This window comes from Calorimonas adulescens (assembly GCF_008274215.1).
GTDB lineage: Bacteria > Bacillota > Thermoanaerobacteria > Thermoanaerobacterales > UBA4877 > Calorimonas > Calorimonas adulescens.
Window position 1 is genome coordinate 1 of the sequence record NZ_VTPS01000008.1, and the last position, 12,965, is coordinate 12,965.

General features: G+C 31.7%; 17 protein-coding genes and 2 pseudogenes. 1 reads left to right on the forward strand and 18 read right to left on the reverse strand.

Features of this window, described 5'->3' with window-relative positions:
- Positions 1–174: 174 nt before the first annotated feature.
- Positions 175–390, reverse strand: coding sequence for a hypothetical protein (locus tag FWJ32_RS13755; RefSeq protein WP_338028695.1), 216 nt, complete (start codon positions 388–390; stop codon positions 175–177).
- 292 nt (positions 391–682) lie between these two features.
- On the reverse strand, positions 683–877 hold the full coding sequence (locus FWJ32_RS06170) for a hypothetical protein (RefSeq protein WP_149545101.1): 195 nt from the start codon (positions 875–877) through the stop codon (positions 683–685).
- A gap of 242 nt (positions 878–1,119) precedes the next feature.
- Between FWJ32_RS06170 and FWJ32_RS06175 the strand changes: the two genes are divergently transcribed.
- A complete protein-coding gene (locus tag FWJ32_RS06175; protein WP_203227605.1) occupies positions 1,120–1,491 on the forward strand; it encodes a hypothetical protein in 372 nt (123 codons plus the stop codon).
- On the opposite strand, the gene FWJ32_RS06180 is transcribed toward FWJ32_RS06175, so the two are convergent.
- The 16 genes and pseudogenes from FWJ32_RS06180 to FWJ32_RS06250 all read right to left on the reverse strand — a co-directional run bounded on the left by FWJ32_RS06180 (position 1,472) and on the right by FWJ32_RS06250 (position 12,951).
- Positions 1,472–1,735, reverse strand: a complete 264-nt coding sequence (locus FWJ32_RS06180; RefSeq protein WP_149545102.1) for a hypothetical protein — start codon at positions 1,733–1,735, stop codon at positions 1,472–1,474. The two genes, FWJ32_RS06175 and FWJ32_RS06180, sit on opposite strands and share 20 nt — an antisense overlap.
- 145 nt (positions 1,736–1,880) lie before the next feature.
- Positions 1,881–2,252, reverse strand: a complete 372-nt coding sequence (locus FWJ32_RS13460; protein ID WP_203227606.1) for a DUF1444 domain-containing protein — start codon at positions 2,250–2,252, stop codon at positions 1,881–1,883.
- Entirely contained in the window at positions 2,233–2,619 is a 387-nt protein-coding gene (locus tag FWJ32_RS13465) for a hypothetical protein (protein WP_203227607.1), read from the reverse strand. The genes FWJ32_RS13460 and FWJ32_RS13465 overlap by 20 nt, the downstream gene beginning before the upstream one ends.
- Positions 2,620–2,793: 174 nt before the next feature.
- Positions 2,794–3,030 (reverse strand): annotated as a pseudogene (locus tag FWJ32_RS13845) (DUF7713 domain-containing protein).
- Positions 3,031–3,087: 57 nt separating this feature from the next.
- Entirely contained in the window at positions 3,088–3,159 is a 72-nt protein-coding gene (locus tag FWJ32_RS13850; RefSeq protein WP_420837941.1) for a hypothetical protein, read from the reverse strand.
- A 91-nt stretch (positions 3,160–3,250) separates the two neighbouring features.
- A pseudogene (locus tag FWJ32_RS13855) lies at positions 3,251–3,376 on the reverse strand (DUF7685 domain-containing protein); the annotation flags it as partial.
- Between the two features lie 105 nt (positions 3,377–3,481).
- Positions 3,482–4,372 carry an ADP-ribosylglycohydrolase family protein gene (locus FWJ32_RS06195; protein WP_149545104.1) on the reverse strand — a complete coding sequence of 297 codons (891 nt, stop codon included), beginning with the start codon at positions 4,370–4,372 and terminating at the stop codon, positions 3,482–3,484.
- Positions 4,373–4,392: 20 nt separating this feature from the next.
- Positions 4,393–4,848, reverse strand: coding sequence for a DUF3908 family protein (locus tag FWJ32_RS06200; protein ID WP_149545105.1), 456 nt, complete (start codon positions 4,846–4,848; stop codon positions 4,393–4,395).
- Positions 4,849–4,873: 25 nt separating this feature from the next.
- Complete coding sequence (locus FWJ32_RS06205; RefSeq protein ID WP_149545106.1) at positions 4,874–5,848, reverse strand: toll/interleukin-1 receptor domain-containing protein; 975 nt, start codon at positions 5,846–5,848, stop codon at positions 4,874–4,876.
- A 148-nt stretch (positions 5,849–5,996) separates the two neighbouring features.
- Entirely contained in the window at positions 5,997–6,599 is a 603-nt protein-coding gene (locus FWJ32_RS06210; protein WP_149545107.1) for a hypothetical protein, read from the reverse strand.
- A gap of 1,091 nt (positions 6,600–7,690) precedes the next feature.
- The gene (locus FWJ32_RS06220) at positions 7,691–8,257 is read right to left on the reverse strand and encodes a PIN domain-containing protein (protein ID WP_149545108.1); all 567 of its coding nucleotides are present in this window, start codon (positions 8,255–8,257) and stop codon (positions 7,691–7,693) included.
- A 1-nt stretch (position 8,258) separates the two neighbouring features.
- Complete coding sequence (locus FWJ32_RS06225; RefSeq protein WP_149545109.1) at positions 8,259–9,050, reverse strand: ImmA/IrrE family metallo-endopeptidase; 792 nt, start codon at positions 9,048–9,050, stop codon at positions 8,259–8,261.
- Between the two features lie 2 nt (positions 9,051–9,052).
- The gene (locus tag FWJ32_RS06230) at positions 9,053–9,442 is read right to left on the reverse strand and encodes a helix-turn-helix domain-containing protein (RefSeq protein ID WP_149545110.1); all 390 of its coding nucleotides are present in this window, start codon (positions 9,440–9,442) and stop codon (positions 9,053–9,055) included.
- 744 nt (positions 9,443–10,186) lie between these two features.
- On the reverse strand, positions 10,187–10,402 hold the full coding sequence (locus FWJ32_RS06240; RefSeq protein WP_149545111.1) for a hypothetical protein: 216 nt from the start codon (positions 10,400–10,402) through the stop codon (positions 10,187–10,189).
- A gap of 849 nt (positions 10,403–11,251) precedes the next feature.
- Positions 11,252–11,794 (reverse strand): PIN domain-containing protein, encoded by a 543-nt coding sequence (locus FWJ32_RS06245; RefSeq protein WP_149545112.1) that lies wholly within the window; start codon positions 11,792–11,794, stop codon positions 11,252–11,254.
- A gap of 2 nt (positions 11,795–11,796) precedes the next feature.
- Positions 11,797–12,951, reverse strand: coding sequence for a helix-turn-helix domain-containing protein (locus tag FWJ32_RS06250; RefSeq protein ID WP_149545113.1), 1,155 nt, complete (start codon positions 12,949–12,951; stop codon positions 11,797–11,799).
- Between the last annotated feature and the right edge of the window lie 14 nt (positions 12,952–12,965).

A 12,965-nucleotide genomic window follows, 5' to 3' on the forward strand; every position in this document is an offset into this window, starting at 1 on the left:
GTTACCTTTCCTGTATCAAAACCCTTATTAAAAAGCCAACCTTTTAACAATAAGTACCAATTAATAGTGTTAAAAGAAGTCAATAATAATTCTTTGTTTAACTAATAATGAATAAAACCCAAAACTTGTCCTACTGATTAGTCCTTGGTTTTTTATCCTTGAATTTAGTTATAATTACTTCCTCGAGTATTTCCCCATATGCATATTTTCAATGGAATTCAGCAAATCTTGAATAACCTCACTAATAGATGCAAACAAATCATAGTTATAAAAAATTGCTTCATCTATATTCCTTGTGTTTACAACTTGTCCCATATACCAGTCTTCAAACAGTTCATCTTTTGATACAGTATATACCTGGTCAAGGAGTACAACACTATCCTTATCCAAGAAAGGGTAATCCTTTTTATATAATGGTGCGTGATAAGGATATTTTAACTTTGGCGGTTGTATTATAGTGCCATATGTATCTTTTTCTAAATAGTGTATCATGTCTGAAACTGGGCAAATAATAACTCTACTTGATTTAGGGTTATATCTACTAAATAATTATAAATGGTCTTGCCTTTTGTGAAGCAATTGAAGGGTCACTATTACCAGTTAAATCAAACCAGTGAATGCAATCCTTCTCAAAATGGGTACTCTTTTGTGGATTTTTCGGCAATGCTGGACAGGGCAAAATTTACTCACCCCTCCCTCTTTTAGTCATTTCATCGAAAATCTCTTTTTCATCATCTGTTTCTACATAGTCTTTATCGATATCTACATAAAACTTTCTTCTCTTAACGGGGTTGAATATCATATCGAGAGTGGAAACATCCTGACGTCTAGGTATTTGATTTAATTTATAATCCTTAATACTAACTACCGTCGCCATTCTATACAACCCCTTTCTTGCTTTTCTTAATTTTCATGATATCACTTCCTTATGTTCTTTTCAAGTATAATTCCAATTCTTAACTTCTATAATATATATATATTATGTCCACATTTATTTAATTGACACCTTACGAGACAATTTAAATTCTTAATTCTTTAAATAAAATTTAGCGCTGATTTTTTGATTTGTAATGTCCTCATTTGTATAATACCTGAAAATTTTCTGAAGGAGTGATCATAATGATAAATTTGGAGGTTTTGAGAATAGAACTAAATTACCTGAAACAGGTTGTAAAGGGTATATTAGGGGATAAGGTTTCAAGGGAAATAAGTGAAGCAATCGCAGCATTAGTCACTTGTTTCCTTTACACTAATACCTATGATTCCTTATCCCTTTCTTACATCCAAACAATTGAACAGTACATAAATCAGATTCAGCAGGAAATTGAACCTTATGAATATCAACTCCTCATGAACAATATCCCCACCATAAGGATTTTCATTGAAAAAGTTAAAAATGAAATACCAAATGCTAATAAAATAAGGCCTTACAGGATAGAAAACCCTATCCCCAAAGCCTTATTTCTTAATCCTAATCACTTTGTTCCTTGATAAATTCAAAAATATCTGAGTTATCCATTTCTTTAAAAGCGATTGCTTTTATTATATTGGTTAAAATTACCTGATTGCCCTTAATTTCGCCAATCAGAGTGTAATGTGAGTCGTTATAGTATGCAATGACAAAATTCTCTGCTCCTTTATCTATTTTCATAGACTGCAACTGCTTCAGAATGCAATCCCTATTTAATTTATATTTATCTACCAGTTCAGCACATTTAATTATTACCTTGTTCATATTGTCATATCTCCTTTTCCCTATATTACTATGCTTAGTATATTATAAGAATTTAGCATATCTCAACTCATAATCTTTTAGTCAAATTGGAATAAATCCTTGCAATCCCTTTGAAACTATACTTGTTCCTTATTCCTATTACCCTTTAATATCCTTCATCTACAATATCAAATTTCCCACTTTTGTACTGATACACTTTCTCCGAAACCTTATTCGGGTCTTTATCTGCCATAATCAGCGATTCCATAATTTTTATATATTCAGGTTGATATCTGGCCACAATTAGTGTAGTTGAAAAAGGAATTGCAAAAAGATAATCCCGCCATACTTTCTTGTACATTTGATGCTGTAGTGCACTGCTTAATAAAAGGGCCGAATTATAATCTGTAGTAAATTTCAAAGTATATATTTCCAGTACCTTACCCAATTTAACTAAGGGATTTCTCATTTTATTTAAATTTTCCCATGCTGCTTTTTTCACCATATCAAAATCCACATCATCTCTTTTTTTGTACAAATCGAAAAATCTCCCCTGCATTTGTAACATAAAGTGTATCTATATCGGCAAAGGCTTCCTCTCTATAAAAATCTAAATCCTGTTCTCCTTTTCCAAACTTCCTACTCTTTAATAGCGGATAAACATTTTTATAGTCAATTTTGAATTTATACTGACTCAAAATATCATTAATAATTGTAATACATAATGCTAAAATTTTCCCATAATCCTTGGTCTCCTGATATTCCCTATAAATACTACTAACAGGTATAGACACACTGTTTGGTTCCAACTCTACGACAACATACTTCCCCTGTAACCTGGCTTTAGGAAATGTTTTATCTAAATCACAAATTATCTTACTCGAAAAATCAGCAAAAGTAAGCATTGTCTACCTCCTTAATAACTATTTGAAATGCAAAAAAGCATACTCTCTCAATCTATTCCAGCACCTGCTGGCAGTGTAAGAGAATATGCTCTCCAATTGTATACCTATATTCTACGTTATGCTATAGGTAAGTGCAACCTGTTTGTTTTAAATTTAATACTACGAATATCATATCTACTCCGTAGGTTCTATAATTTCTAACTTAAAGTTCCATCCTTCACAAGGCATCATCATTCTACCAAATTATTCTAGGCTATATTCCTGTCCATCGATAATAAATTTGGGTGTTCTGTCATCATATCTATCATCCCATTCAATACGCCCTTCTACTATATTCCCTTTAAAAGAGATAAGTTCTTGTCCTTGGAATACTTCTCTTTTTATGAACTTTTGTGATAATCCTTTTCTTATCTTTTTATAAAGCCTTTTTAAGGCATCATTTGAATCTTCTTCAAAATCCTGATGTACCTAAAAGGAATACCCTACTTTATCTACCCCAATAAACTCTACTGCTTCCCAACAAATACCTGTTGGATGAATTTTCTTTCTTAATTTGAAAGCAGTGTTCTATTCCATCGCAGTCTGTAAAAGTTGCTTCTTTTTCATAATCTTTATAATCTTCAACTCCAAGTATATCTGCCATATATCTACTGTAGCAGTCTTCACATATAGACTGGGACGGCTGATTTTCTTTTATAGTTAGAACTACCATGCCATAACTACTGGAGTTTTTACCACACCATTGACACCTATTCATACAAATTCTCTCCTTTTTTAAAGAAATTACCTTCAATTATCTTTCTATCACTTCCAAGAACCCCATAATCAGTGCTATTTCCAATAATACCTGTCATTCTGATTTCTATATTTTCCCATTATCCTTTATAATTCGCTGTGCAATAGAAATTAAATGGTCTTTTATCAATATCTTTTCCTTCCACCTGTCAGGAATAGCATTGTATCCATAGTATACTCCCGCCATTTCTCCTGTAATAGCGGCTATAGTGTCCGCATCTCCTCCAAGGTTGGCTGCTTCACATACAGCATCCTCAAAAGAAGAAGTGTTAATAAAACACCATAGTACACATATCAAAGTATCAAACACATATCCTGTCGGTTTCAGTTGGTATTTTGATAACTGGAATACCTGCTTATATTCCGGATACTTTTCAATATGCTCCCTTATAGGAGGTATTTTAGGCTTATCATTAAGATACTGGTAAACTAACAGATTATAAAACTGGCAGGCATCCGTTGCTTTTTGGTCATAATGAGTAAGTACACTTTGCAAAGCAGTTATCTCAAGCATTTTTTCAACATCACTATAATATAACGCAACTGGTAAGCACCTCATAAGTGAACCATTTCCTGCACTCATACCACCTGTTGCCTGATGGGCGTAGCAGGCTGTTTTCATCCAATCACTGCTTCGCTTGTACTCGCCGAGTGCAATTCGGATAATGTTGCCTATATCCTTAGGTTTACCATCATACCGTTTTATAAAGTGTTTTCCGATATCTTCGATAGGATTCTCTGGATTGTCCAGGATGCCTTCTGCGACAGCAATAGTCATCATTGTATCATCTGTTACTTCTCCAGGTTCCAGGTCCCAACAGCCTCCACCGATAATATCTTTTAAGTATCCATACTTTCTTTCAATCTCATCCTTTGACATGAATTCCAGCGTTCCGCCAAGAGCATCTCCGCAAGCAACACCAAAAAGCCCTCCAAGTATTCGTTCATATCTGTCCATTAAACATACTTCCTTTAAACTCAGTATCTATGATTATTTATTTGTGCAAAATATTTTGCAATACTGCATATTGCTTCATCAAATTTATATTTCCAACCCTCATTTGTATCCTCTTTGCTGTTAAATGTAATTTCTTCTACCTTTTCTTCAAAAAGCAAAGTTAACCTATAGTCGCCATAATCATCTAAAGGACATTCATAAGTAACACTCTTAATTTTGTTTATATTAAAAAATTCCATAACTATTCGCTTATCCTCATTAATCCAGACCTTAATAAATTTGTTGTTCTTTAAGATAAAATATAATTGTAAAGTCTGTTCATCAACAAATAAGTATTTTGGATAAAAATATAATATATCATTCTCATCAATTACTTGTGAAACTTTTTCAAACATACTTGCATATTTACGGTCGGTATTATTGTTGTAACGGTTGTTATAAAAGTAATCCTTAATTTCTTTAAAATCTACATTCATCTTAAATCACCTCATTTTTTATGAGTTAATGGTTTAAATATTGAACAATTTGTTTCCATATTTCAGTGGCAATTCCGTATGCATCACTCGCATTACTTCCCGTCATAAAATTCATTGTCATTTTTAATTTTAAATCTTTAGTTTTAGTTACTTCACATTCAACTACATCATTAAACGAATTATCGCTATCAATATTAAATCTTCCATATGACAAATAAATATTTTGATTTTTACCACCAAATAAATTTCCAAGCCAAATCTTAACTGCATACTTTTCCATACCGTTAATATAAAATCTCAATATAGTCTTTTGATTATGTACAATATCTTTATCGTAATCAAAATTATTATTCTTTTGTTTGGTCTGTTCCGCAAATTCGTATAAAAGCGATAATATTTTAGAATAACTTTGTTTCATAAATTTGTTTTTATCCAAATCCGTTATTTCTTTAAAATTGGGAATTATATTAGTAGTTTCGTTCACTATCCTATCATAAATAATTTTTTTTGATTCCAATTTGGGTTTGGGACCTACCTTTGGTACATCAATTACATCTACTTGATAAATTCTATACAGTAATTCATCAAACTTAATATCAAACTGGTCATCATGTGAAAAGTTAATAAAATGAAACCCTTCCAGATAAAATGGAACGGCTTTTCTATAGTCTCCCTTATGCCTCATTATTAAGATTATTTTATCTGGATTATCTTTTATATATTGTATTAACAAATTTGTCTCATAGCCAACTCCGCCCTGGAAGGTGTCTGCTTTCTTAGCATAGTTTTCAGTAAGAATAAGTAAGATATTATCACTATTTTTTATTTTTTCTATCATCATCCTATTCAAATTAACAGTCTTACTTTGCGTTTCAAATTTATCAATCGTTGCATCAACACCGTTTTCCCTTAATTTAGCCGCTAAAACTGTTACCCAGTTTTCGTGTTCCTCACTATCCCAACTATAACTGATAAATACCGAAGGATGCTCTTTTGACATTTTTATACCCCTTTCATTATATCGTTGTTTTTCAAAACTTTACTCTAAGCAAGTTCCCTGAATTATGATTTTACAATCATTAATTATATAACTAGTTAAAATATCATTCTAGACACTCCCTAGTTCTCCTTTTTACTTAGTTATACGGTTAATTAGCATTATTTCTTATTAACAAGTTCCCTTTTATTATCTTTCTATCACTTCCATAAATCCAGTAATCAATGTTGCTGGTTTCCCACGGGTAATATTCATTTCTTCTTTTTAAACGGTCCAAAACAGTATCCCCTAAATCTGCCTTACTCTTTTCAATAGAAACAAATGCAATCGGGATATCTTTACTTATGGCATATTCTTTTGCATCATGCCAATTATGCTTATACTTGCCCTCACCATTTGTATAATTGAGCATAACTAATAGACCAAAACTAACCCCTTCATAATCTTTCGTGTTTTCCATATAGTCTGCAATTGAATCTATCTTCTCTAAATATTTAACAACTGTTGTTTCCACTTCAACTACTATAAAAGGCTTATCTCCTTTACATAATAGAATATCTGCGTTCTTTTGCCCTTTTCTTCCTTTTCCGACAAAAGGAGAAGGGGCTCCATCCAACACAGAATGGTCAGAGGATTTTTTAATCCATTCGCTTGACAAAAACCCTATAACGGAATTGTGAGAACTACCGTACATTCTGGTTATAATGTCCCAATTAAACATCTTAATAATATTTTCTATAGAAGCAGAAATCATGCTATTATCTCACCCATAATTTTTTAAATAATATAAGTAATCAAACTACCCCACGCACATATATTATCATATCCTAGGCACCTTAAATATAACATCATCTGACTTCTTATAACCTTGCCTCTGCTATTAAATATTCTTTAACCACTTCAATATATATTCAGGATTTTCTTTTAAAACATACATTCGTTTATAATTCTCTTTATTTTCCAGGATATTTTCTTTTATAAGAATTTTAATAACGCTGTAAACAAGCGTCTTCGGAGACTTTTTATAATCTGTTTCCTGCATAATTTTATCATTCAATAGTGAAGATATTGTAGATGTCTTTATATAATCCTTATTGTATCGAACAAATTGATCAATAATGGTTTTAACAATTTCTTCAAAGATATGTACTGAAATTATATTAGGGTAACTGCTGCTTCTGTCAGGTTTCTCCGTTTCAATCCTTATATTCTCATTTTCTCTCTTCTACGTTGTTCTATCTGCTACATCTTTTATATCTTTTTCGCTCTCCTCTTTAATTTCTTCGTTATCCTCTTCATTATTGCTATGAGTATAACTTGCAAATACTTAATTATAAGAATTTCGCAACTTTGCAAGTTCATTCATATGACTTTCAACCTGCTTTAACACCTGTAATGCGTTTTGGATTCCTTCAACTTGACCATTCTTACTGCAATCAGGTATATACTCTTGCAGGATTTTATTTTTGAGATTTTCTAAACTGTATTTGTCAAGTGAAAAATACTCCAAATTTCAATCGAATTTGCCTCCACCTATGGCATAAAAAATCAAGCAATATTTTGACTCTTTAGCCATTCCTCTGTTTCTTTAAGTCTATATGAATTTCCATTTAATAGATTAAATATTTTTTGTGATACAAGAAGGAATTTCTTAAGGACAAGTAGAATTAATTTCATAAGACCTCACCTTCCTTGAGTTTTATACTCATCCGGATTGTAGGATGGTGAGGTCTTATTTCTACATCAGGACTGATTTTTCCTGCTAAATGACCTAATAAAATTTTACACTATCCTAACAATCACTACTTCCATCTAACCTTATCCCTTTAACCCATATCCCTGTATTTATATGCCTAAATATCCTTTCCAACCGTTTCTCTCAAACCTTCTTATGGATTTCCCATATTGGTCTTCAAATGTATCTTTAGTTGGGTACATTAATTTACTATTAATTCCATTAAAAATATCTTGTGCCTCTTCTTTTGTAATCTCTCCAAAATATACGCATAAAGCCAAAATATTATTGTGTGTCAGGGTAATAAACTCATCAAGCCATTTAAATTCAGTGTAATTATCTGATATTATCGCTGGAATTCTCAATGCCTGGGCATATCCTGCACATTCACTTTCTCCTGGACCGATTACCTTTTTCTTATCTTCGATGATATCTCTTGCAAGTATGTTTATAGATATATCTTTCTTCCTATCTACAATCTTAAATATACTCCCGTCTTTATGAAGGGCTTCGTTAATTACACCATAATATCTTCCTGCATTTTTCTTTATTTCAATATCATATACAAATTGAGGAATGATGATTTTTTTAAATAAAAGTTCTAATATATCCAATCTGTTAACCATGGCTAAATTAATTAAGATATCGGCATCAGATATAGCCCCCACATATCTCATTTTAATAATCCTCTTCCAAAGGATACTCATATCCGAATTGTTCAGGAGCCAGTCCGATAAATTCAAGGCTGGTTTTCATGTTCTTGTATGAGATATTCCCTCTTTCGTAGTTGGTTTTTACAAACTCGATATATTCTTTTGGTACATATGTTTCTTTTGATGGAGTTATCAAGTCTATACTGTAGCCTTCCCGTCTGGTTAAGGATTGGAGTTGTTCTGTATTTTCCAGTGAACAAATGTCTACAAGTTCCTCATATTTGTCAATAGAGCATAAATTAAGTTGGATAAGCCTTTTTAACATAGCCTTATAACTTACTTTAAAATAATTGTGCATTCTAATGATATGCCTTGGTAAAACACTGTTTTTATCTACATTAACAATTTTATAAAATACTTCTTTTACATAGTCTTCAGGCATTAAAAATTCGGAAGCAAATACATCCGCTTTCGCGTCTTCCGCTTTATGCTTTTCATCATTCAAAAGGATTTTTTCTTTTTTCAGGATGTCAGCATTATGAATAAGATGGTATAGTTCATGGGCACCAGTATAGCGCTCATGTCCCAAAGTAAAATTGCTGTTCAAATAGACAATAAGCTGTCCCTCAAAATAAGTGCTAAATCCTGATAATTCATCTGTATCTAATGGTTTTCTTATTAGAAATGCAGTCTCTGATAGAATATCAAATATATCAGAAAGCCCTTTCCTCGCAAATTTTATTCTCACATTTTCTGCCAAATCTTTGATTTGCAGTCTGAAGGATTCTTCTGGGAGATTCAATTTATTATTTTGCAATCTTAACACTCCTCCCATAATGGCTTTCTCTTTTGTGTTTTAAACTCTCCATCGTATATTTTCTTTTGGTAAATGAACATCTTTATCATATCCTGTAGTTTCTCAACTTCCTCAATCGTTTTTTCTGAAAAATTTTTCTTCCTGAATAGTGTAACTAAATCGTCGTTTTCATCCTCTTCAAAAAGAATGTTTATATCTATATTCAGAACTTTGCATATGGCATTTAACTCCACAGCCGATACAGTCCTGTTGCCGTTTTCTATTTTGCTCAATGTTTCCCTGCTCATGTTAATACCCTTTTCAGCAAGTCTCTCTACTACCTCAATCTGACTTAATCCCCTTGCTTCTCTAATAGCCTTTATTTTTAATCCAATAGGAATATCCTTTGACATCCTTAATCCCTCCTTTTTGTAATATTATATTACATCAACATTGGTTTTGTGTCAATATCTTATGCGTTTATGTAATATTTTATTACTTTTGTGCAAAGTTATGCTTAATTCGTTAACTCAACGGCCACCCCTTAAAAAGGGTGGGTTGTTCTATTTCGACTAAAGTCGGCTGAAAGCGTATTTAGACTGGAAGTCCACGGTTTTTGACCGAATCCGCTTTCAAGCGGACTAAAGCAGGAATGGAAAATAAAATTTAGCGCTGATTTTTTGATTTTCTATGCACTCACTTATATAATACCCGAAAATCACTTGCAAGGAGTGGTTGAAATGATAAACTTAGAAGTTTTCAGACTGGAACTAAATTACCTCGAACAGGTTGTAAATGGTATTAAAGTACATCTAAATTTTCAAAGGCTCTTTTCTTATAAAACCGCATTTTTGTGTTATTACCAAAATCAGTATGTTTCAATATAGGATACACATTATTATAATCAACTTTGAATTTGTATTCATTTAATATTTCATTAGCAACCTTTATATATAATTTCTTTATACTTTCATAATCCGTAACTTGGTATTCTTTATACATGCTATTGATTGGCAATTCAACATGGGTTACTTCAGTGCCGAGACGAATAAACTTTTTCTACTCTCACTTCAGGAAATGCCTTCTTAAAATCCTCTGAAATATTTTGTATGAATTCTTGAACCGTAAGCATACTTTCATTCCCTTAAACCATATTCCTATACTCTGCCCTTAATCCTAACAATATAATAAAGTCCCCACGCTAACATAGCATCGTCTATTAAAATTTCATATCTACCATTTCTGAAAACTCCTGTTTCAAACCTCTTAATATATGTAAATAAATTAATCTCTCTAAAAAAATCACAGTCTTCATCAATGCTACTATTGCTGCAATATTCCACCTCTAACTGCCTGTTAATTATTAGAATCAAATCTTTCATCCTGTTTATTGGCCAACAACATTACTTTTCCCTCCTCATGCTTATCAATAAATAAAAAAGCATATCCCTCCTTACGTTCATTCCAGTTAAAACTGGCCGTAAAGGAGATATGCTCTCCAACCGCGTTTTCACCTTGTATCCTACTAAGAATAATAGCGCAATTAGTTAATATTTGCAATGCTATTTAATTATTCCTCAAGCCTTAAATATTCATAGTTCTTTAACTTCTTCAGTTCAACAACCATCTCATACCCTAAAGCCTTCAATCCTTTTTTATATACCTCCTGCAATTTTCCATAGGCATTTTTTCTATAATTAGTAATAATACGTTTGAAAAATTTTGCAAGATAAATATTTTCACCTTCAACAAGACAGAAAAGTTCATATAATACAGCATCTTCTTATTTTCTTCCCCCTTATTTTTCTTATAGTTCTCCCTAATCTCTGTATCTGCTGCTTTTCATACGGCTTACCCTAAAATAAAAAAAATCCGCCTCTGGACTTAGTGAAAATTATGAATATGTTATTGATCTTATTATTGAATTAAATTCTTAAAAGAATAATTATTTGGAACAATTACACGAAAAAATAAACCCACTTTCAATCAAATTATACAAATTATACACGCTAAAAAACTAATAGACCTGTACTCATTAGTAAATTGATAGAAAAATGTAATGGCCTTAATGCAGAATGCTCTTGGGATATGGGCTATAAATATAAGAGGACTCACACTTATTGAGCCCAATAATGAACAAGTCAGTTCTGTCAACTTTTATGTCTTAGCAGGACTGACTTGTCTCTTTATATAACATATTTTTTCTATCAATATTAACTCGTTTATGATATCGCTTTGCCTTCTATAAGAAGTTTAAGTTTTTCTGCGGCAACTTCGTTTAGCAAATCCCCTTGTATTTTAAATTTATTCTTATGTAATCTATTCTGATAGGTTAATACTTCACTATCCCCAATATATCCTTTAATATATGCTTCTTTTATAAGATGAATTATTCCAACAATTTCACCTAACTCTATGTATCCCTTAGCATAATTTATGGCTCTCTTATCATCGCAAAAAGTTTTACATCCAAAGTTTTTGGCTTTAACAAAGCATGACAACTCTGCATTGCTGATTCTTTTCTTATGCTCTGGAACCCTTGCCATCTCTATTAAATCTTCAATAGATAATTTTACATGTTTGATTTTATTTTTAGATTCCAATTGTCTATAAAAATTTTTAGTATCTTCTCTTCCTTTTTCAATTTCCTGTATTACATAAATAGTAGTGCATAAATAATATTCTAAGTAATCTATTAAACTGCTACACTTAATATTCTTTAAATTTATCAACGTACTCGTATCAATAACAGCAATACTGCTCATTATCACACCTCCATGTAAACATCCCATAAATCAATCAACTGTTTTGCATCCTCAATATTCATTTGTAAGCATTCCAGCATTTTGCCATAAGATATTTCATTCTGTTGATAAGCGTTTCTTACCAACTCTATATATTCTAGTGAAATTCCACTTTCAATAATCTTTTTCAATTTTTCATGAAGGTTTTTTGATGCTCCAGCCAATTCAGGGTCAATCTTATCAGACTTTGATATAATGAGTCTTTCATCTTTTAACAGTCTTTCTACAAGTTTTTCGCTGATTAATCTTTTTTCTTTTAACCTATATACTACAACTTTACTACTAACATTATAATGATTGCATATGTCTAAAATTATCTTTATTAGTTCTTCGTACGAAGTATCAGTATTAATTGATTCAATTCCCTTGGCGGGAAGCAGAAAATTACTTGCAAAATTATTTGCACGGATTTCTACATAATTCATTTCTCTGTTAAAATATGTAATTGATTGCTCTTTACCAGAGTCAAAAAGAACATGACAGTATTCATGTGCCATAGAGAAATTCTGTCTATATATATCATCTGAATAGTTAATGAGTACACAATGCCCTGCAATGGGATGTTTTATATAAACGCCAGAAATGTTGCTATCTTCAAGTCTTCTTCTAAAAATATGAATCTTTTGCTTTCTTAGAAGACCATATATGTCATTGATAGAGTCATCAATATTAAGACGTTTTCTTTCCCTATACGCAGCAGTTATTCCCTGGTATTTATGATTATTACTTCTAAACCCATATCCACTATAATCATATGGTAAGGGCTTTTGCCTCGATAACAAACCTTCTAAATTATGTTTTTCTTCACATAGCCTAATAAATTTTCGAATCGCTTTCCTATCATTTTTAGTTATATCTCCATTCTGTCTAAAAAGTTCCTTAATTTGCGATTCAGCAGATACATAATCACCAGAAACAAAGTATCTAAAATCCATTTCTAATACTTGAGAAATGAGTATAATTGTGTCTCCATCTACACTACTCGACTCACCATTTTCAATTTTTTCATATTCTTCAATAGAGCATCTTAAATATTTAGCAACCTCCTCTTTTTCAATAAGAAGGCTTTCTCTTGCTTCTTTTATCTTTCTGCCAAGAAGTTTAAAATCAAAACTCATACTGACCCCCTCAT

Bases quoted from the DNA above. Each gene is read 5' to 3' on its own strand.
- FWJ32_RS06170 (WP_149545101.1), bottom strand. From the start codon at position 877: ATGGCGACGGTAGTTAGTATTAAGGATTATAAATTAAATCAAATACCT.
- FWJ32_RS06175 (WP_203227605.1), top strand. From the start codon at position 1,120: ATGATAAATTTGGAGGTTTTGAGAATAGAACTAAATTACCTGAAACAG.
- FWJ32_RS06180 (WP_149545102.1), bottom strand. From the start codon at position 1,735: ATGAACAAGGTAATAATTAAATGTGCTGAACTGGTAGATAAATATAAA.
- FWJ32_RS13465 (WP_203227607.1), bottom strand. From the start codon at position 2,619: ATGCTTACTTTTGCTGATTTTTCGAGTAAGATAATTTGTGATTTAGAT.
- FWJ32_RS06195 (WP_149545104.1), bottom strand. From the start codon at position 4,372: ATGGACAGATATGAACGAATACTTGGAGGGCTTTTTGGTGTTGCTTGC.
- FWJ32_RS06200 (WP_149545105.1), bottom strand. From the start codon at position 4,848: ATGAATGTAGATTTTAAAGAAATTAAGGATTACTTTTATAACAACCGT.
- FWJ32_RS06205 (WP_149545106.1), bottom strand. From the start codon at position 5,848: ATGTCAAAAGAGCATCCTTCGGTATTTATCAGTTATAGTTGGGATAGT.
- FWJ32_RS06210 (WP_149545107.1), bottom strand. From the start codon at position 6,599: ATGATTTCTGCTTCTATAGAAAATATTATTAAGATGTTTAATTGGGAC.
- FWJ32_RS06220 (WP_149545108.1), bottom strand. From the start codon at position 8,257: ATGAGATATGTGGGGGCTATATCTGATGCCGATATCTTAATTAATTTA.
- FWJ32_RS06230 (WP_149545110.1), bottom strand. From the start codon at position 9,442: ATGTCAAAGGATATTCCTATTGGATTAAAAATAAAGGCTATTAGAGAA.
- FWJ32_RS06245 (WP_149545112.1), bottom strand. From the start codon at position 11,794: ATGAGCAGTATTGCTGTTATTGATACGAGTACGTTGATAAATTTAAAG.
- FWJ32_RS06250 (WP_149545113.1), bottom strand. From the start codon at position 12,951: ATGAGTTTTGATTTTAAACTTCTTGGCAGAAAGATAAAAGAAGCAAGA.